This is a genomic window from Microbacterium sp. Nx66 (assembly GCF_904066215.1).
In the GTDB taxonomy this organism is placed as follows: Bacteria; Actinomycetota; Actinomycetes; order Actinomycetales; family Microbacteriaceae; genus Microbacterium; species Microbacterium meiriae.
This window is the reverse complement of sequence record NZ_LR880474.1, coordinates 2537353-2562019: the sequence shown is the minus strand read 5'-3', so window position 1 is coordinate 2562019 and position 24667 is coordinate 2537353. Positions and strand designations below refer to the sequence as shown.

Sequence of the window (24667 nt, the reverse complement as noted above, 5' to 3'; positions counted from 1 at the left end):
AGGGCTTTCATCGGCGTGCTCGTTGATTTTACTGAGAGCAAGGTCGGGGTTGATCTGCAGCTGCCACGCCACGATCATTGACATCAAGCTCTCGGGGAAGGACTATTCTCATCACCGCCTCTCGCACCGTACAAATCGCCCGGCACCTAAACGATGTTCTCGGCCCTACCCTCGTGTCTACGCTGGCCGGCTCGAAGGACACACGAGCCGCGATCGGGTGGGCGCGACAAGAAGGTCCCGAGCCCGACGGGGAAGCGAGCCTGCGTCTTGAGTGTGCACAGGAGACCTGGCGAAGAGTGTCGGCAATCGAGGGCGATGACGTCGCGCGGCTTTGGTTCGTCGGTGCCAACCCGTGGCTCAACGAGGACACGGCGGTCACGGCAATCCGAGAGGGTCGATTCAGGCAAGTACGGGACGCCGTGCAAGCTCTCATGGACGACTCGTTCGGCGGCTAGCCGCCGCCCTCGGTCCTCTCGCTTTCGACGATCGCCTCAAGCGCCTCTTCGAGTTCGACGCGCGCCTCCTCTGGGCTTATCTCTTGGGCGAGTATCCGTCGTACGCGATCCAGCGTCTCCTCGTCCAGTTGCTGTCCTTCGAGCTGATGTGCCTTGTCGATCATGGCAAGAGCTCGTTGTACTTCGACCGGAGTGAGCGGATTCCGATACTTATCCATTGTTCTCCTCAGGGCCGCGAAGCTTCGCGCCTGGCGCCGAGCGGGTCCCGGACTCACTCTAGTTGCGGGCGCTCAATCAACAAGCGCCACGTGAACAACGCATCAGCTGGTTGCCGTTCACGCACCGAAGCGCTCTGGACGCCCAGCCCGACCAGCGCTCGAGATCGTCACAGTCCAATCGGCGGGTCGCACCAGGAACTCGGACAGCAGTGCGAACGCCCTGGCCTTTGCTCAGCCACATCCCACTTCTCCTTGTGGGGCTATTGACCGACGATAAGACCACCTATCCGGACTATCGGCGCTGTTCGACGCGCCGACAGCAGCAACTCATCAGGGCTCAGGAGCGAGAAGTGTTCACGACGCTAGGCGCGCGTCGATCGCCGGTGACTGAGGCCGAATGTTGCCGTTCAGGAGATCCAGAACAGACCGGCCGAGGGATTCAGCCATCCAAACAGGAACTGCGTTGCCTATCTGACGCTCTACCGAGCCGTAACTGCCCAACCACGTGTATGTAGCGGGAAACGTCTGAAACGCTGCGGCTTCGCGCAAGCTGATACCTCTGTCTTGTACCGGATGGATGAACGCACCGCAGGCAGGAGTTGTGCACCGCGTTGTCATCGTTGGCGCCGGTTCGCCCGACCGCACGCGTCCGTAACTGCCTGTAGCAGTCCTTCTTGCGTGCCCCTTGTCGTCCACTAGACGCTTGTGACAGTCGAGCTGGAGGTCCTCCGGTAGATCGAACCTCGTTCCATTAATCCGTACGGCCTGGGTCGAGCACCGCGGTTGGTTCTTCGGGGTACTCGGGTCACAAACAGCGCCGGTGAGGCTGCGAGGCGGCACTACGAAGACACCCGGATCGCCTACGAACGTTGCGCCAGGAACTGCTGCACATCCCTACCGCTGACAAGCTCGATCGTCTGATTGCCTTGGCGGCGATAGAGTGTCTTGTCGTCCACCCAAGCGGGCGTCGCGCCCCGGCTCACAGAGACCTTGAGAATGAGCTTCCCTCGGAATCTTACGAACTCTGTCGCCACATGATCCGTGACCAAGTGCTGGTCGATGCGCTTAGCGAGCAGGTCCCCACGGATCCAGCGCTCGAATCGATCCACACTGTCTTTGAACAAGACAAGATCGGGGTCGAGGCCCTTCGCGGATCCATCATCCGCGACGCCGATCAACAGCTCACCGCCATCGGAATTGAGGAACGCAGCGACGGTTTTCACCACTGCTGACTCGATTGCGGTGTCTTTCGCTCCCGACCGTAGGTTGATCCGACTGGTTTCCTTGAACTCGAGGTGATGAGATTCACCTTGGCGTACGAGCTCGTCCACAGTCGACGCGCGGTCCACACCTCCGACTGGGTCTGCAGATCTCATCGACGGACGCGACAGCGATTGGAGTGCAGCGAGTGTTGGGCTGTAGAGAATGCCCTTTGCATCGCGCTGCAGTAGCTTCAACGCAACTAGATCTTCAGCGGCTTGCTCCGCCTCTGCGTCGCCCGCAATCCACTCATTCAGCTCGGCCTCAGTTATCGATGAATCGAGCAGGGATGCCGCCGATGGGTAGTGGATTCCGAGCGCCGAAACTATCCCGTTCCAAGCCTCGCCCGCGACCATGGCCCATTCCGGCGCGCTCACGCTCACATGGTCAGCGTTGATTTTGACAGCGTCAGCGGAATCTTCAATCACCTCTGCCCGAACGCTCTTACGAACCGCGGATGCCAGGTCGCGAACGAAGTAAGGGAAGCCGCCAGTTAGGCGTTGTACCTCGGCGATAGCGTCCGGCTGCCAGTCCAGGAGCATCGGGCGCCCGAGATCGCGAAGGAGCGAAGTTGTTTCCTCGAGTTCAAACGGAGTGAGGTAGACACTGGAGACCTGGTTGAACATCGGATTGTCAACCTCCCCGCGATCCCCGAGAGAACTGCTCCTGAACATGCGATTCGCAACACCACTGAACACCAGGGATACATTCTCGCGAGCCTGCGCCGCAGATCGTAAGGCGCCCAGCAAGACTTTGATGGCCATCGGATTCTCGCGCGCGATCGCCGCAGCGCTCTCGACCTCGTCGACCGCGACCACGATGCGTACACCTGGGTTACGCGAAGCGACGCGTTTGATCCGATCGGAGAGTGCCGAAGGGGTCAGATCTTCGACCGACTGATCGGACTCGTTCCCGATCCAGACATCGATGCCTTTCGCCTTCACGACCTTGAGTTCCTCGTTCAAGCTCGCCGCGATCGAACTGGCGAGCTCCTCTGCGGAGTGCTCTTCGAGCATCTGAAAGTCCGCGATCGGCATGACCACCCGCCGCGGTAGTAGGACCCTTCTCAACTCGCGCAGCACCGATGTTTTCCCGGACCGCCTGAGACCAAGGATCGCGATATTTTGATCACCATCGATGGCCGCGCTGAGGTTACGCATGAGACCCGCTCGGCCGAAGAAGTCGACGCCGCTCACGGGGTTCTGGGTGCGGTACAGGTCTCGTTCACCGAGCCGGTCTCGAAGGTTCTTCGTAATCTCCGCCACTAGATCCGGACCGGTGTGCCGCAACGGATCGATGGCGACGATGGTGAGCTCACTGTATGAGTCGCTCTGCCATTCGTCGAGCTTGGTCTGAACGTTAGGGTCCGTAGAGATGAGGAGGGCGACACGACGGGACGGCGTGAAGCGCTCCGACTGCATGATCTGGTCCTGCAGCGATCGAATCAGATCACTTGTGCGAAGCGTCATCGCATTGAACGACCGTCGTTGAAAATCTCGCCAGGGGGTAAAATACGCGGCTACCTCCCCGTTGATCCCGAAGCGACGCTCAAGGTCTTCCCCGAGGCGTAGCAACGCGAGCCCGGACCCCTTGAGGTCGATTTCCTTTGCGACCGACGCCATGAAGAACATCGGGTTCGGGTTGCTCGCGGTCCGAAGTGACGAGTCCAGGCTTTCGGCGGCCGGAAAATACCCGAAGAACCGGCTACGAACCTCTTGCAATCCCATTTGCGCCTCCCAATCCGCTTCATTCATAGCACGCGCCCAGCCTGACATCTTCCGCACCGCCCACATCCCTACCGCCTTCAGCTGGGCGGTGCCACAACGCCCGATACCCCCCACGAGGGCACTCGATGCCGAACCCGCAAGTTTCACCCGCCCTCAGAGTGGTCCCAAGTCTGCCGACGCGGAGGATCACTGAAGAACCATCCTGCGTGCGGGCAAGTCATCTAAGCTCTGAACGTCCGAATCCTGAAAGGGTCGAGCATGCGGCAATACGACGGCGCCTCCGATACCGACCCCCGAGTGTTCTTGAGGTTGCAGACGCTCGCGCTCGCATCTACCTCGCCAGGTCATCACGACAGCTCGCGAGATCTCCTGCAGCTGACCCATCAGCAGGTCCGCGCTGCGCAAGCGGGTGGGGGCGCCTCCGCTTTGATCGAACAGATACTCGGCGCGGCGGCATCAGCAAACGGCGAGGTCGAAGTGCGCTTGATCCGCACAGCGGAACGGTGCGTCGAACTCCAGCAGATGGTCGACGCTCTGCGCCTCAGGTACCTCGCGAAGGTGAGAGAGTGGCGCGAGTCGCATTCGGAGCGATATGAACGGTCCGTGTCCAGATCTTTGGATACCTTGATTCGGAACGATGTCGACGCGGTGATGTCACTCTCGGAAGCAGACTTGCGAGGCGTCCACCTCATGTTGTCGGGCCAGCACAAGCGCGTCGTGGCTGAGTTCGCCACAAGACTCGGGGAGGGCGCCGAAACAGTTCTGGCGATCGACGACCTCGATGCGGTCACTGAACATCTACTCTCCGAGTGCGAACCAATGCTGGCTGTCGAGAGCATGACACAGCTCCTCACGGCCCGAACGCGAGGGATGATGACATATCGCCCGCGGGATGTTCTTGATGGTATGGAACGTGACACCGACGCGATCCGCCCGCTAGCGAAAGCCTTGATCGAACTGAGCCGGGCAGTCGATGAACTTCGGAACGCAGAGAAGGACGAGCAAGATCAGTTCTCTGAGGCTCGCGCATCTATCGCCATAAACCGGTGGGACCGGGCAACGGAAGGTAGCGCGTGACTCACGATCGGGCGTCGGCGTCCTCCTTGCGGCGCTAGGCCGCGAACGACTCCGACCCGTGATCGTTGTGTGATGCACACGAAGGGTTGAGGTGACGCATCTCGATACCCGCGATGACGGGGCATGCGCGAAATACACTCGTCGACATGGCTAGAGACGAACACCCTATTGAGCGCGCTCAAGTATGGCGCCACGTGATCAGCAAGCGGGAGAGCGTCATCCTTTCGACCCCGGAACCGGGCGAAGTTGGCGACCGCAACGTGATCCACCGCTCGTTGCGACGAGTCCGCTGGGACTCGGAGGATCACTTCCGGCGTAGCCATACCTTCACCGGCGAGATTCGACCGATCTGACGGGACGCCGCGTTAGCCTCCGATTCGAAGGAGTGCAACGTGTCGCACATGGACATACATACGGTCCACACTGCCAGGCAACCCCAGCGCTTCGAATCGAAGGCGTGAGCACGGTGCACCAAGGGCACGCGGCGCATAAGATCTGTTTTCTGAGCAACACGGCGGCCGCTGTCGCGTTCGCGGGACTGCTGGTGGCCATCATGCGCTCGGATGAGGTGCGGGGCATCCTCACGGGGCTTGTCCGCCGCGCCCTGACCGTGTCGTGACGGCCCCTCGCGAGCGACCGCGCGGCGGGAGCGAACGAGGCGCCGTCGCGGCGGAGCTCGCCATGGCGCTGCCCGCCGTCGCGCTGGTGCTGCTGCTCGGGGCCGGGGCTCTCGCGGCCGCGTCCCGGCAGGTGGCGCTCCAGGATGCGGCAGCGGACGCAGCCCGCCTGCTCGGACGGGGCGAGGACACGGCGACGGCTGCGCGCATCGTGCACGCGGCGGTCCCCGGCGCCGGGGCCTCGTTCGCCTCCACCGGGGACCTGGTGTGTGCCACGGCGACCGTCCGGGTCTCGGTCGGCGCCGTCATCAGCTTCCCCTTGCGCGCCTCGAGCTGCGCTCTCGATGGGGGCCGGTGATGGCGGGCTCGGCGCTCGCGGCCGCCCTCCTCGTCGTGAGCGCGACCTTGTCCGTCGGGCTCGCGGCGGTGGGCGGTGCGGCGGTCACGGCACAGCGCGCGGCGGGTGCGGCCGACGCCGCCGCACTCGCCGCGGCCGATGCCGCCAGCGGTGCCGTGGCGACGGCGGATGAGCCGTGCGCGCTCGCGGCGAGGGTCGCCGCGGCAGGCGGGGCGGCGTTGACGAGCTGTTCGCTGGAAGGGTATGTGGCGACCGTGTCTGTGGAGGCGGCGTACGCTGGACTCGCCGCCGTCTCCCGAGCCCGCGCCGGGCCACCCGAGGAATCATGACGGCGGCCTTACCCCTCGCCCGCTGTGAACGACCCCGAATAGCGGTGTGTATGGTGTGCTTCGAAGAAAGGACGCCCCTTGGCTGAAGGCAAGAAGCTCGTCATCGTCGAGTCCCCGACGAAGATGCGGTCTATTCAGGGATACCTCGGCGACGGTTACGAGGTGCTCAGCTCCGTCGGCCACATCCGCGATCTCGCCGACAAGAAGGACATCCCGGCCGAGGACAAGAAGGCGTACGGCAAGTACTCCATCGACATCGACAACGGCTTCGACCCCTACTACGTGGTGTCGGACCGCAAGACCAAGACGGTCGCCGAACTCAAGCGCGCGCTCAAGCACGCCGACGAGGTCCTGCTCGCCACTGATGAGGACCGCGAGGGCGAGGCGATCGCCTGGCACCTGCTGGAGACGCTGAAGCCGAAGGTGCCGGTCAAGCGCATGGTGTTCCACGAGATCACCAAGGACGCGATCCAGGCCGCGGTCGGCAACACCCGCGAGCTCGACCATGCCCTCGTCGACGCGCAGGAGACCCGGCGCATCCTCGACCGCCTCTACGGGTGGGACGTCTCGCCCGTGCTCTGGTACAAGGTCAAGACGGGGATCTCCGCCGGCCGGGTGCAGTCCGCCGCGACGCGCCTCATCGTCGACCGTGAGCGCGAGCGCATGGCCTTCGTGTCCGCGGAGTACTGGGACGTGGATGCCGACGCCGCGGCGACCGGCACCTCCTTCCGCATCCGCCTCGTGCGCGTGGACGGCGGACAGCTCGCCCGGGGGTCCGACTTCGACGACACCGGGAAGCTCAAGAAGGCGGTCGTCGTCCTCGACGAGGCCAAGGCGGCTGCCCTGGCGCGAGCCGTCGACGCCGCGGGGGCGGGAACCGTCACCAAGGTCGAGGCCAAGCCCGGCACGCGCAGCCCCTACGCGCCGTTCACCACCTCCACGATGCAGCAGGAGGCGGGCCGCAAGCTCTCGATGAGTGCGAAGCAGGCGATGAGCGTCGCCCAGCGCCTCTACGAGAAGGGGTACATCACCTATATGCGTACCGACTCCACGGCGCTGAGCACCCAGGCGGTGCAGGCGGCGCGGAGCCAGGCCGTGGCTCTCTACGGCGACAGCGCGGTGCCCCTGAAGCCGCGCGTGTACAAGTCGAAGAGCAAGAACGCCCAGGAGGCGCACGAGGCGATCCGTCCCTCGGGGGAGAACTTCCGCACGCCGTCCTCGCTGTCCGGCGAGCTCGACCGCGAGGAGCAGCGGCTCTACGACCTCATCTGGAAGCGCACCGTCGCCAGCCAGATGTCGGACGCGAAGTACGAGACGACGACCGTCACCATCGCGGTCGAGGCGGACGGCCAGACCGCCGAGTTCACTGCCTCGGGCACCGTCTACACCTTCAAGGGCTTCCTGGAGGCGTACGAGGAGGGGCGTGACGAGAAGCGCAGCGACGCGGACGCCGCCGAGAACCAGTCCCTGCCCGCGGTCTCCGTCGGGGATGAGCTGGCCGTGTCCGCCGCGGAGGCGAAGGGGCACCGCACCACGCCGAAGCCGCGCTACACCGAGGCCTCGCTGGTGAAGGTGCTCGAGGAGAAGGGCATCGGCCGGCCCTCGACCTTCGCCACGATCCCGGAGACCATCCTCGACCGCGGGTACGCGGTCAAGCGCGGACAGGCCCTCGTACCGACATGGCTCGCGTTCAGCGTGGTGCGCCTGCTCGAGGAGCACTTCGCCGAGCTCGTCGACTACGACTTCACCGCCGCGCTGGAGGACGATCTCGACACCATCGCACGCGGCGAGCAGAACCGCGTGGAGTGGCTCAAGTCGTTCTACTTCGGCTCCGACTCGCACGTGGGGCTCCGACAGGTCGTCGACAACCTCGGGGAGATCGACGCCCGGGCGCTGAACTCGACGCGGATCACCGACACTGCGACGCTGCGCTTCGGCAAGTACGGCCCCTACCTCGAGGTGGCGGACCCGAAGGATCCGGAGGCCAAGCCGCGCATCGTCAACGTCCCCGAAGACCTCGCTCCCGACGAGCTCACGGCGGAGAAGGCCCAGGAGCTCATCGATGCGCCGGTCGCCGGCGACCGCGTCCTCGGCGTGAACCCGGAGAACGGCAAGGTCGTCGTCGTCAAGGACGGCCGCTTCGGTCCCTACGTGCAGGAGAACGATCCGGTCTCCGACGATGCCGCCGTCGACGAGGCCACCGGTGAGGTCGTCGACCTCCGACAGGCTCAGGCACCCAGCGCGAAGGGGAAGCGCGGCGCGAAGAAGGAAGCGGCGCCCAAGCCCCGCACCGCCTCGCTGTTCCGCTCGATGTCGGTGGACACGATCGACCTCGACACCGCGCTGCAGCTGCTGAGCCTGCCCCGCGTCGTCGGCGTCGACCCGGAGACGGGTGACGAGATCACCGCGCAGAACGGGCGCTTCGGTCCGTATCTGAAGAAGGGCGCCGATTCCCGGTCGCTGGAGAGCGAGTCGCAGATCTTCGACGTGACTCTGGAGCAGGCACTGGAGATCTACCAGCAGCCCAAGTACGGCGCCCGCCGGGCGTCGAGCGCGCTGGCCGAGTTCGACGCCGACCCGGTGAGCGGCAAGCCCATCCGTGTGCGCGACGGCCGGTTCGGGCCGTACGTCACCGATGGTGAGACGAACGTCACGATCCCGCGCGGACAGACCCCGGACGACATCACGTTCGAGATCGCCGTGCAGATGCTCGCGGACAAGCGCGCCAAGGGTCCGGCGCCCAAGCGTGGAGCGGCCAAGAAGGCACCGGCCAAGAAGGCCCCCGCGAAGAAGGCTCCAGCCAAGAAGGCTCCGGCGAAGACGGCCGCCTCCACCGCGAAGAAGTCCACGGCGAAGACGTCGACCACCTCCGCGGCCCGCTCGGCGGCGGCGAAGAAGGCGGCGGCGACCCGGGCGGCGAACGCGGCGGCGAAGGCGGCAGAGAAGGCGGACTCGTGACCGCAGGCTCCGGCCTCTGGATCACGCTGGAGGGCGGGGACGGCTCCGGGAAGACGACCCAGTCGAACCTCCTGGCCACCTGGCTGGAGCAGAGCGGTCAGACGGTCGTGCGCACTCGGGAGCCGGGAGGTTCCGAGGTCGGGCAGCTCATCCGCGACATCGTGCTCCACCACCGCGGCGACATCGCCCCGCGTGCGGAGGCGCTGCTCTACGCCGCCGACCGCGCACACCACGTCGCCACGGTCGTCCGACCCGCACTCGCTCGCGGTGAGATCGTGCTGCAGGACCGCTACCTCGACTCCTCGGTGGCCTACCAGGGCGCCGGACGTGTTCTGGACGCCACGGAGATCCGCGACCTGTCGCTCTGGGCCGCCGAAGGGGCTCTTCCGGATCTCACCGTCCTGCTGGACCTCGATCCGGCCACCGCGCGCATGCGCCTCGATTCGGCCGACAAGCCGTTCGACCGGCTGGAGGCCGAGAAGGAGGCCTTCCACTCCCGCGTGCGCGAGGCCTATCTCGACCTGGCCCGCGCGGAGCCTGGGCGGTTCCTCGTGATCGATGCCGCTGACGCACCCGAGCGCATCGCCGACCGCATCCGCGCCCGGGTCTCCGCACTCTTCGACTGATCCTCCCCGGAGACATCGTCATCCGGACGGACGCAGAGTCGCCGCCGGGTGGTGGGAGCGTCGGCGGTGCCGATTAGGCTGAGTGCATGCCCTCGACCCTCGCCCCGCCTTTTCCGTGGGCAGACGTCTGGGGGCAGGAAGCCGCCGTCGAGACGCTGCGCTCCGCCTCATCCGATCCGGCCGCACTCTCGCACGCCTGGCTGATCACCGGCCCTCCGGGGTCCGGACGGTCGACCCTCGCCTATGCCTTCGCGGCCGCGCTCATCGCCGAGGGGCCCGACGACGAGGCCACGATGCGGCAGGTCCTCGCCGGGACGCACCCCGATGTGACCGCATTGCGCACCGACAAGGTGATCATCACCATCGCCGAGGCGCGCGCCCTCGTCGAACGCTCCTACTTCGCCCCGTCCGCCGGTCGCTACCGGGTCATCGTGGTGGAAGACGCCGATCGGATGGTGGAGCGCACCTCCAACGTGCTGCTCAAGGCGCTGGAGGAGCCGCCGGAGCAGACCGTCTGGATCCTGTGCGCGCCGAGTGAGGCCGATCTCCTCCCCACGATCCGGTCGCGCGTGCGGTCGCTCCGCCTCCGCGAGCCCGACGTGGCGGACGTGTCCCGCCTCATCAGCCTCCGCACGGGTGTGGACGAGGCGGTCGCCGAGCAGGCCGCCCGACACGCGCAGCGGCACATCGGCATGGCTCAGCGTCTGGCCACCGACGATGCCGCGCGGCGCCGCCGCGACGAGACGCTCCGTGCCGTGATGGGGGTGCGCGGGGTCAACGACGCCGTCGAGGTCGCCGGACGCATCATCCAAGCGGCGACGGAAGACGCCAAGGCCCTCACCGCCGAGCGGGACGCGGCCGAACGCGCCGCCCTGCTGCGCACCGTCGGGGTCGCCGAGGGTCAGGCGGTGCCTCCGGCGCTGCGCGCTCAGGTGTCGGCACTGGAGGACGATCAGAAGAAGCGGGCCACGCGGAGTCTGCGGGACGGCATCGACCGCGTCCTCACCGACCTCCAGTCGCTCTTCCGCGACGTCGTGATGCTGCAGTACGGTCGCGGAGACGACCTCATCAACCGCGAGCTGCATGCCGAACTTGCCGGGCTCGCGTCCGCATGGAGCGTGGAGCGCACGCTCGTCGTGCTCGACCACCTGGCCGAGACCCGTGAGGCGCTGGAGCGCAACGTCGCCCCGCTGCTCGCGCTCGAGAGTTTGCTCGTGACCGTCACGAGCGGGAGGAAACCGTGAAGACTCGATCCCTGCCCCGCCTCCGTCGCTCCGCGGCGCTCATCGCCGGTCTTGCCGCCGCCTCGGTCGCGCTCTCCGGGTGCCTCTACGCCATGATCCCGGAGCAGTCCTCGAAGCCGGCCGTGGAGAAGACCCCGGACACCGAGGGCGTCGCCGAAGATCTCCTGCCTTACTACTCCCAGGAGCTGGACTGGACCGAGTGCGGCCAGGGCTTCGACTGCACCACCGTCACCGCCCCGCTCGACTGGGAGGACCCGAGCGTGGGAGAGATCGAGCTCGCCGTGGTGCGGCACCGCGCCGAGGGCGAGGCTGTCGGCTCGCTGCTCACGAACCCCGGAGGACCCGGTTCCAGCGGCGTCGACCTCATCCAGGGCAGCTTGGACTACGCGGTCGGCCCGGCGCTCATCGAGAACTACGACGTGATCGGCTTCGACCCCCGCGGTGTCGGGGCCTCCACCGCCGTCACCTGCTACGACGCGAAGGAGATGGACGACTACCTCTACGGCATCCCCGCCGCGCCGCGGGGCACCCCGGAGTGGGAGTCCGAGCTGCTCGACTCCGCTCGCGCCTTCGGAGAGGCGTGCGACGCGAACAGCCAGGGGATCCTGCCGTACATCACCACGGTCAACGCCGCCCGCGACATGGACCTCCTCCGCGCCGTCCTCGGCGACAAGGAGCTCAACTACCTCGGGTACTCGTACGGCACGTTCCTCGGCGCGACCTACGCCAAGCTCTACCCGGAGAAGGCCGGACGGCTCGTGCTCGACGGGGCGATCGACCCCTCCGTCCCCGGTCTCGACGTCGGCGCCACGCAGGCATTCGGCTTCGAGTCGGCACTGCGGGCCTACATGCAGAACTGCCTCGACTCCGGCTCCTGCCCCTTCAGCGGGACGGTCGACGAGGCGATGGCCGATCTCGGCGCCCTGCTCGCGAGCGCGGACCGCACGCCGTTGAAGAACGGCGACGGCCGGCTCATGGGCGCCGACGCCCTGATGACGGCGATCATCGCGGCGCTGTACTCGGAGGACAGCTGGGAGATCCTGACCCAGGCCCTGGACGAGGCGCTGCAGGGCGACCCGTCGACGGCCTTCCGCCTCGCCGACTTCTACAACGGTCGGGAGAACGGCACCTACATCGACAACTCGACCGAGGCCTTCCGTGCGTACAACTGCATGGACTACCCGGTCGAGGACGACCCTGCGGCCGAGGCGGCCACTGAGAAGAAGATCGCGGAGGGGGCGCCGACCATCGCTCCGTACTGGTCGGGACCCGACCCGTGCGAGGTGTGGCCGTATCCGCCCACCGGCACCCGCGAGAAGATCACCGCGGAAGGCGCGGGTCCCATCGTCGTCGTCGGCACCACCAACGATCCCGCGACCCCGTACGAGTGGTCGGAGTCGCTCGCCGACCAGCTCTCCGAGGGCGTCCTCATCACCCGTGTGGGCGAGGGACACACCGGCTACAACAAGGGCAACGTCTGCGTGGATGACGCGGTGGAGGCCTTCCTGCTGGAAGACGTGGTGCCGGAGGACGGCCTGCGCTGCGAGTGAGCGCGCCTCGATTCGCGAGCGAGCGCGAGACAGGGTAATATCGGTGATCGCGCCGCTCACGCGTCGCACGCCGCTTTAGCTCAGTCGGCAGAGCATTTCACTCGTAATGAAAAGGTCGTCAGTTCGATTCTGACAAGCGGCTCAGGAAAACCCCCGGAACCCTCGTGGTCCCGGGGGTTTCCTCGTCTCCGGGCCCGGCCGTGGGGCGTACGCTCGGAGCATGAGCAGAGCGCTTCTCATCGTCGACGTGCAGAACGACTTCACCGAGGGCGGCGCCCTGGCCGTCCAGGGTGGTGACGCGGTGGCCGCCGCGATATCCGCCCACCTCGCGTCGCACGCCGCCGACTATGAGGTCATCGTGGCCTCCCGGGACTGGCACGACGCGGACGGCGACAACGGCGGGCACTTCTCCTCCACCCCCGACTACACCGACTCCTGGCCCGTGCACTGCGTCGCCGGCACCGCGGGGGCGGACTACGATCCGCTGCTGGTGACGGACGGCGTCACCCACCACGTGCGCAAGGGTCAGGGGCGCCCGGCGTACTCGATGTTCGAGGGGGTGTCCGACGACGGCGCGACGGTCGCCGCGGTCCTCAGCGCCGCGGGGGTCGTCACGGCGGACGTCGTCGGCATCGCCACAGACCACTGCGTCCGCGCCTCGGGACTCGACGCGATCGCCCACGGCGTCCACGTCCGCATCCTCACGGACCTGATCGCCGGAGTCGCCCCCGAATCGAGCGCCGCGGCCCTCGCCGAACTCGCGCATGCCGGTGCCGAACTCCTCGAGAGCGCGGAGGCGTGAGTCGCAGCGTCCTCCTCCTCCGCGCGGTCAACGTCAGCGGACGCAGCAGCGTACCCATGGCCCGGCTGCGGGAAGTCCTCGACACCGAGACCGACCTGCAGGACGTCTCCACCTACATCGCCAGCGGCAACATCGTCTGCGCGACCCCGCGAGACCCGGCGGCGTCCTGCGCGACGGTGCGCGCGCTGATCGCAGCCGAGTTCGGTGTCGACACCCCGGTCATCCACCGCACGCACGCCGAGCTCGCCGACTCCGAGGCGGCCCAGCCCTTCCCGGAGGGGGAGCTGAAGCTGGTGCACGCGATGTTCCTCGAGGGTGCTCCGGCGGCCGGCGCCCTCGATGCCCTGCAGGGACGTCTCGTGCCGGGCGAGCGTCTCGCCCTGGTCGGGCACGATCTGTGGATCGACTACGCCGCCGGGGGAGTGCACACGACCAGACTCACGAAGGCGGTGCTCGACCGTGCGCTCGGGACTGCCGGGACGGCCCGTAACCTGCGCACCGTGCGGAAGCTCATCGCCCTGACGGCATGACCACCGCGCGGCTCAGCGCGGCCGGTGGCACCTGAGCGTGCGCGGCCAGGTCGACCCGGCGGGAATCGCAGCCGACGCAACGGACGTAGACGACGACGCCCTCGCTGGTGGGATGGCGCGACTCCACGAGCCAGGCGTGCTCATGGGCGTCGGCGGGGGAGGCGAGCCGGGGGATCGGAAGGGTGTCGGAGGAGGTCATGGGACCAGCGTGATGTAATGGTCTTATGCATCTCAACCCTTACGGCGAGTATGCGGTGCTCCTCGCCGCCTCCCTCGCGAACGACTGGCCGGAGGACCGCGCGGGCATCGAGGAGCGCACGCTCGCGCTGGGGATGACGCAGACGTTTCCGCCGGCCCCGGACGACCACGCGGAGGTGCGCGCCGTGATCGACGACTGGCTGGCCATCGTCGACGAACCGGACGCCGATGCGCGGGCCGCTCTGCTCAACGATCAGCTCGCCGCCGCTGGGGCCTATCCGCGGCTCACCAACCACGATGACGAGGGGTGGCATCTGCACTATCGCGACGACGTGCGCTCGCTGCCCTTCGTGCTGCGCGCGATCATCAACCTCGGCACCGCGCTGCACCTCGTGACGAGGGGGATGAACCGTCTCGGACGCTGCAACGCTCCGCCGTGCACGAACGTCGTCGCGGATGTGACGCGCAACGGCCGCCAGCGGTTCTGCTCCGTGAGGTGCGCGAACCGGGCGGCCGTGCGGCGCCATCGGGCGCGCGTCAGCTGAGCGTCAGGCGGTCTGCCCCGCGTGCTTGCCCTCGCCGATCTCCTCGACGAGCTTGGCGTTGAACGCCGGGAGGTCGTCGGGGGTGCGGCTCGACACGAGACCCTCGTCGACCACGACCTCCTCGTCCACCCAGCTCGCGCCGGCGTTGCGGAGGTCGGTCTTCAGGCTGGGGTAGCTCGTGATCGTCCGACCGTCGACGACACCGGCCTCGATGAGGATCCAGGCGCCGTGGCAGATCACGCCGACGGGCTTGTGCTGCTCGAAGAACGCACGGGCCAGGTCGATGGAGGCCTGATCCATGCGGAGGTGGTCGGCGTTCACCACGCCGCCCGGCAGCACGAGCGCGTCGAACTGGTCGGCGGAGGCGTCGGCGGCCTTCAGGTCGACAGCCTGCTCATGTCCGTTCTTGCCGGTGATCGCGGCACCGTCCGGCGCGATGAGAGTGGCGCTCGCGCCCTCCGTCGTCACCGCCTCCCAGGGGCTCGTGAGCTCGCTGTCCTCGAAGCCGTCCGTCGCCAGGAATGCCACGCGGTTTCCGGTGAGAGTCATGGTCCGTCCTTTCGGTGGGAAGTCGCCCTGTTCCGGGCACTCCTCGACCCTCTCGCAGGGCTCCGGGCGTCGCCAGGGGGTGGCCAGCCGGAGACGACGGTGATACAGAGCGGCCGCGCTGGAGGGAAGGGCATCGGCGACTCGATACGATCCAGACATGCGCCTCCGTCCCGCTCTCCTCCTCCTGCCGGTGCTGGTCGTCCTCGCCGGCTGCACGCCGGCCCCGGAACCGACGCCGACCGCGACCTCCAGCGACACGGCGACGCCGTCGTCCTCGCCCGCCCCCACACCGACCGCGACGCCCGCGGAGACGTCGTCGCCGCCGGCCGCCGGTGCCTTCACGAAGGGGCAGCTCGTCTCCCTCTGCACCGACAAGATCCGCACGATCTCGCCGAACGCCACGTTCTTCGCCGACATGGCGACCACCGAGTGGCTGGAACAGTCGGCGGTGTGGTTCGTGGCCGTCCCGGAGACGATCGACGGTCAGGACAACGTCGCCGTCTGCGGCATCGGGGGGAGCCCTGACGCTCCCGACTTCGTGATGCACGGCGAGACGTTGCCGGACGGCGTCGCCGGGATCCGCGACGACCTGCTCGCCGGGAACGCCGGCGGCGACGACTGAGGATGCGGTGGGCCCCGTGGGGCTCGAACCCACGACCCGCGGATTAAAAGTCCGATGCTCTGCCAACTGAGCTAGAGGCCCGTGCTCCCAGTCTAGAGGGCGCACGACGAGGGGCCGTCGGCGCCACAGCCGCCGACGGCCCCTTCACCTGCCCCGTGTCCCTCCTGACAACCGGGGAGGCCGTGTGCCGGTCGGGTCACCGGCACCGTCCCTGGCTTACTCAGCCGGGGGCATCAGGACCGAGTCGATGAGGTACACGGTCGCGTTCGCGGTCTGCACGCCGCCGCAGATGACGTTGGCGTCGTTGACCATCCACTCGTCACCGCTGCCGGTCACCTCGAGGTCGGCGCCCTGGACGGTGGTGTGCATGCCCTCGATGTCGGACGGCTCGATCTGGCCGGGGACCACGTGGTACGTGAGGATCGAGGTCAGCAGGTCGCTGTCGGTCTTCAGAGTCTCGATCGTCGCGGCGTCGATCTTCGCGAAGGCGTCGTCGACCGGTGCGAACACGGTGAACTCGTCGCCGTTGAGCGTGTCGACGAGGTTCACGTCGGGGTTCAGCTCACCGCTGACGGCCGAGACGAGCGTCGTCAGCATCGGGTTGTTCGAGGCGGCGACCGCCACCGGGTCCTGGGACATGCCCTGGATGGAACCGGCGCCGTCCGGGACCTCTTCGGCGTACGCCGCGCAGCCGGGACCGACGAGGTTCGCGGCGGGGTCCATCTCCATCGGCGTCGACTCCGACGACTCCGGCGTCGTCGGCTCCGACGACTCCTCCGTGCTCGTCCCGCTGCCCATGGAACATGCCGAGAGCAGGAATGCGCTCGCCAGACCCAGGGTGACTGCTGCGGTGACCTTCTTCTTGGTGCTGAACATGTCGAGCTCCTTCGAAACTCCGGCCACGGCCTCTCCGTGGCGTCGAGGGCTGTTCGGAAGCCTCCGCGGATCGGATGGGAGGAATTTCGAGATTCTCCGAAATCGGATCCAATCCAATCCGTTGCCGGGGGTCGGCGCGAACAGCACCCGACAGAGACGAGGACCTCATGGACCTGATCATCATCGGCCTGCTCGGCGGGCTCATCACCGGCATCTCGCCGTGCATCCTGCCCGTGCTCCCGGTGATCTTCCTCACCGGCGGAGCCCAGTCGGCGTCGTACGAGGGGGAGGCGGTGCCGGCGAAACGCAGCCGCCCCTACTTCGTCATCGCGGGGCTCGTGCTCAGCTTCACGCTCGTGACGCTCGCCGGGTCGCTTCTCCTCGGCCTGCTGAACCTGCCGCAGGACATCATCCGCTGGGTCGGCATCGCGGTGCTTGTCATCATCGGGGTGGGACTCATCGTCCCGCGGTTCCAGCACATCCTGGAGCGGCCGTTCCAGCGCTTCGGGCAGCGAGAGGTGAAGAACCGCGGTAACGGGTTCGGCGTCGGTCTCGCCCTCGGGGCGGTCTTCGTCCCGTGCGCGGGCCCTGTCCTCGCGGCCATCATCGTCGCGGGCTCCACCGGGCAGATCGGCGTCGGGACCGTGCTGCTCACCGTCTCCTTCGCGATCGGCGTCGCCGTGCCCCTGTTGGTCTTCGCGCTCGCCGGTCGCAGCGTCATCGAGCGCATCCGGGCCTTCCGCACGAAGGAACGGGCGTTCCGGATCGCCGCCGGGGTGGCGATGATCGCGCTCGCCGTGGGTCTCGTCTTCAACGTCCCCCAGGCCCTGCAGCGGCTGCTCCCGGACTACACCGCGCCGCTGCAGGAGCAGATCGCCGACTCCGAGCAGGTGCAGGACGCCCTCGATCTCGGCGGCCTCGTCAACGAGGAGAACAAGGACCTCGACCAGTGCACGAACGGCGCGACGGAGCTGGAGTCCTGCGGCACGGCGCCGTCCATCAAGGGGATCCAGCAGTGGCTCAACACCCCGGACGGAGAGGCCATCGATCTGAAGGATCTGCGCGGGCAGGTCGTCCTCATCGACTTCTGGGCGTACTCCTGCATCAACTGCCAGCGCTCCATCCCGCACGTCGTGGCCTGGGATGAGACCTACCGTGATGCGGGGCTGCAGGTGATCGGCGTCCACTCGCCCGAGTACGCGTTCGAGAAGGATCCGGGGAACGTCGCCGCCGGCGCACGCGACTTCGGCATCGAGTACCCCGTCGCGCTCGACAACACGCTCTCCACCTGGACCAACTACCGCAATCGGTACTGGCCCGCGCACTACCTCATCGACGCGGAGGGCACCGTGCGCCACATCTCCTTCGGTGAGGGCAACTACGCCGCGACCGAGAAGATGATCAGGGAGCTGCTGCAGGACGCCGACCCCGACGTCGAGCTTCCCGCCGCCACGGACGTGAAGGACGAGACCCCCGAGGTGGGGGCCACGACCCGGGAGACCTTCCTCGGCTCCTCGAAGGACGTCAACTACGGCGGTGGCGACGAGTACCGCCGCGGCGACGGCAGCTTCACCTTCCCCGATGACCAGCCCGACGACAGCTTCGCGCTGGACGGGGACTGGACAGTGGACACCCAGTACGTGGCGCCGACGGCTGACGACGCGCGGATCCGGCTGCAGTATCGCGCGGCCGAGGTGCGCATGGTCGTCGCGGGGTCGGGTGAGGTGGTGGTCACGGACGCCGACGGGAACGAGCAGACGATCCGGATCGACGGAACGCCGCGTTCGTACGGCCTGCTCGAGGAGGGCGACATCGAGAAGGGCACGTTCACGCTCGAGGTCCCCAACGGCGTCGAGGTGTATTCGTTCACATTCGGGTGACGTCTGCACGGGAAGAGGGAGGAGATGCGGCATGCTTATGGAGATGGTCATCGATGGGATGGACGTCCCCGAGGACGGGGCGGCGCCGCAGGATGCTGTCGCCGACCTCCTCGTCCGCGTCGCCTCCGGTGATCAGGCTGCCTTCGCCGCGCTGTACGACTCCCTCTCCTCCCGTGTGTTCGGCCTCATCCTCCGCGTGCTCGTGAACCGCGCGCAGAGCGAGGAGGTGCTGCAGGAGGTGTTCCTGGAGATCTGGCAATCCGCTTCCCGGTTCGCTCCGAACAAGGGACAGGGACGAACCTGGGTGATGACGATCGCGCATCGCCGGGCCGTGGATCGGGTGCGGGCTTCGCAGTCGAGTGCGGACCGGGACGTGCGTGCGGGCTATCGAGACCTCGGTGTCGCGCACGACAGCGTGGCGGAACGGGTCGAACTGGGGATCGAGGGAGAGCGGGTCGTCGCAGCGCTGACGGGGCTTCCCGAGGCGCAGCGGGAGGCGCTCGTCCTCGCCTACTACGGCGGTTACAGTCAGAACGAGATCGCGGCGCTCGTGGGAGCACCGCTGGGCACGATCAAGACACGGATGAGAGACGGGCTGACCCGGCTCCGCACGGCGATGGGGGTGACGGCATGAACGAGAAGGACTTCGCAGAGCTCGCGGCAGGTGCCGCGCTCCACGCGCTGTCGGCGGACGACGAGCGTCGGTACCGACGCGCCCTCGCCGAGCATCCGGAGTGGGCGGCGCAGCACGACGCCGACGCCGAGGCTGCTGCTCTCCTCGCTGACGGCATGGCTCCGGTCGCTCCGCCCGCCGGCATCCGCGCGGCCCTGCTCGCCCAGATCGCCCAGACTCCGCAGGATGACGCCACGGACCCCGAGGCCGACCCGGAGGTCCCGGCGGCGGCGAGTTCGATTCCCGCCGATGAGACGGCGCCCCGCACGCCCCGACGCTGGACCCGGCTCGCGTTCGCGCTCGCCGCATGTCTCGCGCTGCTGGTGGGTGTCGGTATCGGTGCCGTCGCCCTCAACGATCAGCTGAACCGGCCGGAGAGCGTCGTCGCGCTGCAGGAGATCGAATCCGCGGGCGATGCGCAGAAGGCCACGGTGGAGCTCGACGACGGTGCGACGGCCACCGCGCACTGGTCGGGCTCGGTCGGCAAGGCCGTGCTGGTCACGGATGGGCTGCCCGAGGTCGCGGACGGGAAGACGTACGAGCTGTGGTTCGTGCGCGGGGAGGACCCGATCGCCGCCGGCGTGTTCGATGTCGACGGTGGGGAGGCCACCGCGCTCCTCGAGGGCGAGATGCAGGCCGGCGATGCCATCGCGGTGACGGTCGAGCAGGAGGGCGGATCGCCGTCCGGACTGCCCACGACCGACCCGGTGATCGTCATCCCGACGGCCTGAGAGGCCCCGGTCCGGCGTACCCTGGAGGGATGCCCGAGCAGCACCACCGTCCCGTGCGTCGACCGACGAGCGCTTTCGACAACATCGTCGGCGCCCATGACCCCGCCGAGGAGACGCGCGTCGCGCACGCCACCGCCTCCGCGCTGCTGACCCGCGTCCGCGAGGACGAGAGCGGGGCGAGCGTCGAACGGCTGATCGCCTTCACGAGCGAGCACGGCATCGACGAGATCGCCGAACTGTGGTCGAAGGCGCCCTCGCGCACCCTGCCCGGGTCGCTGTGGCGGCTGTATGTCCTCCAGCTCGCCATCCACGGCGATCCGCGCACGGCGGCCCTCCTCTACGACCGCGGGCGGGTCGAACTGCCGTCGGCCGATGCCGTGGTCGCCGGTGCACCGGTGCCGGCGAGCCCGGACGAGCTCGTGGCGCTCATCGACACGATCCTGCGCGGCGCCTTCCGCGGCGACTTCGCCGTGGCGCTGGAGCGCGCGGCCGCGTTCTGCCGCGTCCAGGCCTCCGGCGCGACGCACACCGCCGACGACTACGAGCCGACGGAGCCCGCCCGTGCCAGCGAGCTCACCACGCGGGCGCTGCGGCTGAGCAGCTATGCCCAGGACCTCGCGGCGTCGGCGGCTCTGTGGCGCACCGGAGCGCTGGCCTGAGTTCGGCTCTGTCGGGACGGCATCCGGACAGAGAAAGACCGGGCCGCAAGAACGCCTCTCGGCGGAAGGCCGCTCGCAGCGGCGAAAATTGGAGCCCGGGGTTATGCGGCCCGGCCACTCCAGTGTAACGCGAGGACGCGGTGGGTATTCCCGGCGGCCTAGGCTCGTCACATGACCCGTCGCTTCGCCCTCATGATCGACCCCGTCGCCGCCGACGAGCAGCGTGACGACTACGCCGACACGTTCACGCAGGTGGACGCCGCGGCCCCCGCCCTCAGCGTCGGCGAGCTGAGCACGCAACGGGGCGACGGCGTGTTCGAGTCCATCGGCGTGATCGACGGACATGCGCAGGAGGTCGTCCCGCATCTGGAACGCCTTGCGCACTCGGCGCGACTCTGCGACCTCCCGGTGCCGAACCAGGAGCAGTGGCGTCAGGCGATCCAGCAGGCCGCAGCACAGCTCGGTACGGGGGAGTCGGTCATCAAGCTGATCCTCAGCCGGGGCGTCGAGCACGGGCCGACGCCGACCGCCTGGGTGACGGCGGCTCCGGCGGCGGACTTCGCGGCGGTGCGGCGAAACGGCGTCAAGGTCGTCACCCTGGACCGCGGATACGACCTCGGCGCCGCGGAACGCGCCCCCTGGCTGCTGCTCGGGGCCAAGACGCTGTCCTACGCCGTGAACATGGCGGCCCTGCGCGAGGCCAAGCGCCGCGGAGCCGACGACGCGATCTTCCTGTCGAGCGACGGCTTCGTGCTGGAGGCTCCGACAGCCTCCCTCATCCTGCGCGTCGGCGACCGGTTCACGACCCCGGCCCCGAACGGCGGCATCCTGCACGGGACCACGCAGCTCAGCGTCTATGACCACCTCCTCGCGCGGGGCTTCGAAGTCGGGTACGACCGCATCCCCGCCGCCGATCTGACGCAGGCCGATGCCGCGTGGCTCGTGTCGAGTGTGCGTCTCGCGACCGCCATCACCGCGATCGACGGCACGCCGGTTCCCGTGGACACCGCCCTCACGGACGACCTCAACACCTACCTCCTCTCCCCGCGCGACTGAGGTCCTCCCGCTCCCCGGACACGAGTTCGGAGATGCTGGACGACACGCCGACACTCACCGCCCGGTACCGGCGTGTCCTCGATGATCTCCGAAGCTGTGCACGGCACAGGGCGGCAAGATGCTGGGCCGGGGTCAGGGGCGGCGACGCATGGTCTCGACGATGGCGCGCTCGACGAGGGGCCAGTCATGGAGGACCATCGCGTAGTCGAAGCGGAGCGTGGGGTGACCCCAGCCGGCAGCGGTCGCATCGCGGACCAGATCGCGGTGCCGGAGCGAGCTCTCCTCGTGGTTGGCGCGTCCGTCGGTCTCGATGATGAGCCAGCCGTCGATGAGGAGGTCCACCCGGCCCGTTCCGACCACGCCGACCTGCGTCCGCACGCGCCACCCATACCGCCGGATCCGCAGCCGCACCAGAGACTCCAGCCCGCTGTCGGCGTCGGCACGCGAGAACGCGATGGTCGCGTCCCTCGGCTCCGAGCCGGTCGCCGAGCCGGCGCAGCCCGACCTCGTCGATGAGTCCGAGCCGGCGGGCGGACTCCACAGCGACGAAGAACGCCTCCGGCCCTCGGCAGCCGTAGATCTGCCGGAGCACGAGGGGCACCCCCGGCTGCTCGAAGGCACTGCTCGACGTCGCAGCATCCCAGTGCGTCACGCACCGGCAGTCCTCGTGCGGATACTGGTGGCGGTCGTGGTGCATCCAAACGTGCAGGGCCGGCTCGTCGAGCACCCAGAGCCCGAGATGCCGCGCTGCGGACTCGCAGCCGAGGACCCCGCCGTGGGTGGCGGCGGTCACGACCTCCACGCAGGCGCGGTCCGTTGCGTAGACCCCGCGCCGCACCCGGAGGAGGGTGCCGCCGCGCACCCGACGCTCGATCTGCCGTCGTCCGTGTCGTGAGCGCAGCACGGCATACGTCCACACCTGCGTCCCTCGCCCCGTGCACATCCCGCCATCATTCGCGCCGTCTCGGCCTCCCCGGCCGCGACTCGCCTCGGTAGCCCACCGCCTGTGGACGGTCCTCCCGACTCGCGATCTGTGCAGGAGTCACGACCCGGGCAGAGCTTCGGAGATCGAAGGAGACACGCCGTGGCCGGAGCCCGGGCGACGGCGTGTCGCGCGGCATCTCCGAAGTTGTGCCCGGGGACAGGCCCGGGGACGGGCGGGGGACAGGTTCGGGCCCGGACGCGAGGCGTCCGGGCCCGAAGGTCGAAAGAGTGCGGGTCAGCCGAAGCGGCCGGAGACGTAGTCCTCGGTGGCCTGGACGGACGGGGTGGTGAAGATGCTGGTGGTGTCGTCGTACTCGATGAGCTTGCCGGGCTTCCCCGTGCCGGCGATGTTGAAGAAGGCGGTCTTGTCTGAGACGCGGCTCGCCTGCTGCATGTTGTGCGTGACGATGACGATCGTGAACTCGTTCTTGAGTTCGCCGATCAGCTCCTCGATCGCGTAGGTCGAGATGGGGTCGAGGGCGGAGCACGGCTCGTCCATCAGCAGCACCTCGGGGGAGACGGCGATCGCCCGGGCGATGCACAGACGCTGCTGCTGGCCACCCGAGAGTCCGGAGCCGGGACGGTCGAGGCGGTCCTTGACCTCGTTCCACAGGTTCGCGCCGGTGAGGGACTTCTCGACGAGGTCGTCCTGCTCGCTCTTCGACATCCGCTTGTTGTTGAGCTTCACACCCGCGAGCACGTTCTCCTTGATCGACATCGTCGGGAACGGGTTGGGGCGCTGGAACACCATGCCGACCTGGCGACGCACGAGCACGGGGTCGACACCGGCACCGTAGAGGTCCTTGCCGTCCAGGAGCACTTCGCCCTCCACACGGGCGCCGGGGATGACCTCGTGCATGCGGTTGAGGGTGCGGAGGAAGGTGGACTTGCCGCAGCCGGACGGGCCGATGAAGGCCGTGACGCTGCGCGGCTGGATGTCGAGGGAGACGCCTTCGACCGCGAGGAAGTTGCCGTAGTAGACGTTGAGGTCGTTGACTTCGATGCTCTTGGACACGTGGATTCCTATTCTGAGTGGTCGGGCGCTCAGCGGCCGTTGACCTTCGGGGCGAACAGCTTCGCGATCAGGCGCGCGAGCAGGTTCAGCACCATGACGATGAGGATGAGGGTGAGGGCGGCGGCCCAGGCGCGCGCGACGGCGGCGTCCGGGCTCGTGCCCTGGTTCATGTACTGGTTGTAGGCGAACACCGGGAGGGTCATCATCTGGCCGTCGAAGATGTTCGTGTTCAGGCTCTGCGTGAAGCCGGCGGTGAGCAGCAGCGGGGCGGTCTCGCCGATCACGCGGGAGATGGCGAGCATCACCGAGGTCATGATGCCGGCGATCGAGGTGGGCAGCACGACCTTGAGGATCGTGAGCCACTTCGGCACGCCCAGGGCGTAGGAGGCCTCGCGCAGCTCGTTCGGAACGATCCGCAGCAGCTCCTCGCTGCCTCGCACCACCACCGGGGTCATCAGCACCGCGAGCGCGAGCGCGCCCATGAAGCCCATCGAGATGCCGGGGCGGATCAGGAGCGCGAACACCGCGTAGATGAACAGACCGGCGACGATCGAGGGGATGCCCGTCATCACGTCGACGAAGAACGTGATGGCCTTGGCGATCTTGCCGCGGCCGTACTCGACGAGGTAGATCGAGGTCATCAGGCCGACCGGCACCGAGATGATCGTGGCCGTGAGCGTGATGAGGACGGTGCCCCAGATCGCGTGCACGATGCCGCCGCCGTCGCCGACGACGTTGCGCATCGAGTAGGAGAAGAACTCGGCGTCGAAGCGCTCGATGCCGTTCGCCACCACGGTCCACAGCAGCGAGATCAGCGGCAGCAGGGCGATGAGGAAGGCGGTGGCGACGAGGGCCGTCATCAGGCGGTCCACGGCCTTCCGGCGGCTCTCCGCGATGGAGGAGATCACGGTGATGATCACCATGTAGAGCAGGATGCCGACGATGACGGTGCCCGCGATGTTGAAGTCGGCGAGCGGGGTGTCGGACCCGGCGGCGGCGACGCCGAAGACCGCGGCGGACACGACGAAGGAGACGCCGAGAAGGGCCCACGGCGCCCACTTCGGAAGACGGCCGGAGGTGAGGGCGGTGGTGCTCGCGGCGGGCGGAGCGCTGGTGAGGGCGGTCATG

At 67.9% G+C, this 24667-nt stretch carries 27 protein-coding genes, 2 tRNA genes and 1 pseudogene; 20 read left to right on the top strand and 10 right to left on the bottom strand.

Annotated elements, in window-relative coordinates:
• Positions 1-451: 451 nt before the first annotated feature.
• The 3 genes from MICNX66_RS12270 to MICNX66_RS16795 all read right to left on the bottom strand — a co-directional run bounded on the left by MICNX66_RS12270 (position 452) and on the right by MICNX66_RS16795 (position 3687).
• Positions 452-619: a hypothetical protein gene (locus tag MICNX66_RS12270; RefSeq protein WP_187662115.1), complete on the bottom strand. Its 168-nt coding sequence runs from the start codon at positions 617-619 to the stop codon at positions 452-454.
• A gap of 408 nt (positions 620-1027) precedes the next feature.
• Positions 1028-1369 carry a DNA cytosine methyltransferase gene (locus MICNX66_RS17055; protein ID WP_442922886.1) on the bottom strand — a complete coding sequence of 114 codons (342 nt, stop codon included), beginning with the start codon at positions 1367-1369 and terminating at the stop codon, positions 1028-1030.
• A 164-nt stretch (positions 1370-1533) separates the two neighbouring features.
• Entirely contained in the window at positions 1534-3687 is a 2154-nt protein-coding gene (locus MICNX66_RS16795; RefSeq protein ID WP_197971843.1) for an RNA-binding domain-containing protein, read from the bottom strand.
• A 231-nt stretch (positions 3688-3918) separates the two neighbouring features.
• Here MICNX66_RS16795 and MICNX66_RS12255 point away from each other — a divergent pair, with 231 nt between their 5' ends.
• The 12 genes and pseudogenes from MICNX66_RS12255 (at position 3919) to MICNX66_RS12200 (ending at position 13751) form a co-directional block, all read left to right on the top strand.
• Positions 3919-4737, top strand: a complete 819-nt coding sequence (locus MICNX66_RS12255) for a hypothetical protein (protein ID WP_187662113.1) — start codon at positions 3919-3921, stop codon at positions 4735-4737.
• A 146-nt stretch (positions 4738-4883) separates the two neighbouring features.
• Positions 4884-5090, top strand: a complete 207-nt coding sequence (locus MICNX66_RS12250; protein ID WP_187662112.1) for a hypothetical protein — start codon at positions 4884-4886, stop codon at positions 5088-5090.
• Between the two features lie 158 nt (positions 5091-5248).
• Positions 5249-5356, top strand: a pseudogene (locus tag MICNX66_RS12245) (DUF4244 domain-containing protein); the annotation flags it as partial.
• 62 nt (positions 5357-5418) lie between these two features.
• Positions 5419-5712: a TadE family type IV pilus minor pilin gene (locus MICNX66_RS12240; protein ID WP_187662111.1), complete on the top strand. Its 294-nt coding sequence runs from the start codon at positions 5419-5421 to the stop codon at positions 5710-5712.
• The gene (locus tag MICNX66_RS12235) at positions 5712-6041 is read left to right on the top strand and encodes a helicase (RefSeq protein WP_187662110.1); all 330 of its coding nucleotides are present in this window, start codon (positions 5712-5714) and stop codon (positions 6039-6041) included. Before MICNX66_RS12240 ends, MICNX66_RS12235 begins: the two co-directional genes overlap by 1 nt.
• 78 nt (positions 6042-6119) lie before the next feature.
• Complete coding sequence (topA, locus tag MICNX66_RS12230; RefSeq protein ID WP_187662109.1) at positions 6120-8999, top strand: type I DNA topoisomerase; 2880 nt, start codon at positions 6120-6122, stop codon at positions 8997-8999.
• Positions 8996-9625, top strand: a complete 630-nt coding sequence (tmk, locus tag MICNX66_RS12225) for a dTMP kinase (protein ID WP_187662108.1) — start codon at positions 8996-8998, stop codon at positions 9623-9625. Before topA ends, tmk begins: the two co-directional genes overlap by 4 nt.
• 86 nt (positions 9626-9711) lie before the next feature.
• On the top strand, positions 9712-10869 hold the full coding sequence (locus tag MICNX66_RS12220; protein ID WP_187662107.1) for a DNA polymerase III subunit delta': 1158 nt from the start codon (positions 9712-9714) through the stop codon (positions 10867-10869).
• Positions 10866-12419: an alpha/beta hydrolase gene (locus MICNX66_RS12215; protein WP_187662106.1), complete on the top strand. Its 1554-nt coding sequence runs from the start codon at positions 10866-10868 to the stop codon at positions 12417-12419. Before MICNX66_RS12220 ends, MICNX66_RS12215 begins: the two co-directional genes overlap by 4 nt.
• A gap of 69 nt (positions 12420-12488) precedes the next feature.
• Positions 12489-12561, top strand: a tRNA-Thr gene (locus MICNX66_RS12210).
• Between the two features lie 78 nt (positions 12562-12639).
• Positions 12640-13221, top strand: coding sequence for an isochorismatase family protein (locus MICNX66_RS12205; protein WP_187662105.1), 582 nt, complete (start codon positions 12640-12642; stop codon positions 13219-13221).
• Positions 13218-13751 (top strand): DUF1697 domain-containing protein, encoded by a 534-nt coding sequence (locus MICNX66_RS12200; protein WP_187662104.1) that lies wholly within the window; start codon positions 13218-13220, stop codon positions 13749-13751. The genes MICNX66_RS12205 and MICNX66_RS12200 overlap by 4 nt, the downstream gene beginning before the upstream one ends.
• On the opposite strand, the gene MICNX66_RS12195 is transcribed toward MICNX66_RS12200, so the two are convergent.
• Entirely contained in the window at positions 13732-13950 is a 219-nt protein-coding gene (locus tag MICNX66_RS12195; protein WP_187662103.1) for a hypothetical protein, read from the bottom strand. The two genes, MICNX66_RS12200 and MICNX66_RS12195, sit on opposite strands and share 20 nt — an antisense overlap.
• Before the next feature lie 25 nt (positions 13951-13975).
• Here MICNX66_RS12195 and MICNX66_RS12190 point away from each other — a divergent pair, with 25 nt between their 5' ends.
• Positions 13976-14494, top strand: coding sequence for a CGNR zinc finger domain-containing protein (locus MICNX66_RS12190; RefSeq protein ID WP_187662102.1), 519 nt, complete (start codon positions 13976-13978; stop codon positions 14492-14494).
• Positions 14495-14497: 3 nt separating this feature from the next.
• Here MICNX66_RS12190 and MICNX66_RS12185 read toward each other — a convergent pair whose 3' ends face one another.
• The gene (locus MICNX66_RS12185; protein ID WP_025104283.1) at positions 14498-15043 is read right to left on the bottom strand and encodes a type 1 glutamine amidotransferase domain-containing protein; all 546 of its coding nucleotides are present in this window, start codon (positions 15041-15043) and stop codon (positions 14498-14500) included.
• Positions 15044-15200: 157 nt separating this feature from the next.
• Between MICNX66_RS12185 and MICNX66_RS12180 the strand changes: the two genes are divergently transcribed.
• On the top strand, positions 15201-15665 hold the full coding sequence (locus tag MICNX66_RS12180; RefSeq protein ID WP_187662101.1) for a hypothetical protein: 465 nt from the start codon (positions 15201-15203) through the stop codon (positions 15663-15665).
• 8 nt (positions 15666-15673) lie between these two features.
• On the opposite strand, the gene MICNX66_RS12175 is transcribed toward MICNX66_RS12180, so the two are convergent.
• Both MICNX66_RS12175 and MICNX66_RS12170 read right to left on the bottom strand, forming a co-directional pair.
• Positions 15674-15746 (bottom strand) — tRNA-Lys (locus MICNX66_RS12175).
• 135 nt (positions 15747-15881) lie between these two features.
• Positions 15882-16541: a fasciclin domain-containing protein gene (locus tag MICNX66_RS12170; protein ID WP_187662100.1), complete on the bottom strand. Its 660-nt coding sequence runs from the start codon at positions 16539-16541 to the stop codon at positions 15882-15884.
• Positions 16542-16708: 167 nt separating this feature from the next.
• Here MICNX66_RS12170 and MICNX66_RS12165 point away from each other — a divergent pair, with 167 nt between their 5' ends.
• The 5 genes from MICNX66_RS12165 to MICNX66_RS12145 all read left to right on the top strand — a co-directional run bounded on the left by MICNX66_RS12165 (position 16709) and on the right by MICNX66_RS12145 (position 21540).
• The gene (locus MICNX66_RS12165; protein ID WP_187662099.1) at positions 16709-18421 is read left to right on the top strand and encodes a cytochrome c biogenesis protein DipZ; all 1713 of its coding nucleotides are present in this window, start codon (positions 16709-16711) and stop codon (positions 18419-18421) included.
• Between the two features lie 31 nt (positions 18422-18452).
• The gene (gene sigK, locus MICNX66_RS12160; RefSeq protein ID WP_187662098.1) at positions 18453-19055 is read left to right on the top strand and encodes an ECF RNA polymerase sigma factor SigK; all 603 of its coding nucleotides are present in this window, start codon (positions 18453-18455) and stop codon (positions 19053-19055) included.
• Positions 19052-19825 carry an anti-sigma factor gene (locus MICNX66_RS12155; protein WP_187662097.1) on the top strand — a complete coding sequence of 258 codons (774 nt, stop codon included), beginning with the start codon at positions 19052-19054 and terminating at the stop codon, positions 19823-19825. Before sigK ends, MICNX66_RS12155 begins: the two co-directional genes overlap by 4 nt.
• A 29-nt stretch (positions 19826-19854) precedes the next feature.
• A complete protein-coding gene (locus MICNX66_RS12150) occupies positions 19855-20484 on the top strand; it encodes a hypothetical protein (RefSeq protein WP_060923078.1) in 630 nt (209 codons plus the stop codon).
• Positions 20485-20655: 171 nt separating this feature from the next.
• A complete protein-coding gene (locus tag MICNX66_RS12145; protein WP_187662096.1) occupies positions 20656-21540 on the top strand; it encodes an aminodeoxychorismate lyase in 885 nt (294 codons plus the stop codon).
• 132 nt (positions 21541-21672) lie between these two features.
• Here the strand turns inward: MICNX66_RS12145 and MICNX66_RS16910 are convergent, their stop codons facing one another.
• Positions 21673-21918: a DUF559 domain-containing protein gene (locus MICNX66_RS16910; RefSeq protein ID WP_232089066.1), complete on the bottom strand. Its 246-nt coding sequence runs from the start codon at positions 21916-21918 to the stop codon at positions 21673-21675.
• A 76-nt stretch (positions 21919-21994) separates the two neighbouring features.
• Between MICNX66_RS16910 and MICNX66_RS16905 the strand changes: the two genes are divergently transcribed.
• A complete protein-coding gene (locus tag MICNX66_RS16905) occupies positions 21995-22435 on the top strand; it encodes a hypothetical protein (protein WP_232089065.1) in 441 nt (146 codons plus the stop codon).
• Positions 22436-22759: 324 nt separating this feature from the next.
• On the opposite strand, the gene pstB is transcribed toward MICNX66_RS16905, so the two are convergent.
• Positions 22760-23539: a phosphate ABC transporter ATP-binding protein PstB gene (gene pstB / locus MICNX66_RS12135; RefSeq protein ID WP_025104291.1), complete on the bottom strand. Its 780-nt coding sequence runs from the start codon at positions 23537-23539 to the stop codon at positions 22760-22762.
• 29 nt (positions 23540-23568) lie between these two features.
• Entirely contained in the window at positions 23569-24666 is a 1098-nt protein-coding gene (gene pstA, locus MICNX66_RS12130) for a phosphate ABC transporter permease PstA (protein ID WP_187662095.1), read from the bottom strand.
• Position 24667 lies beyond the last annotated feature (1 nt).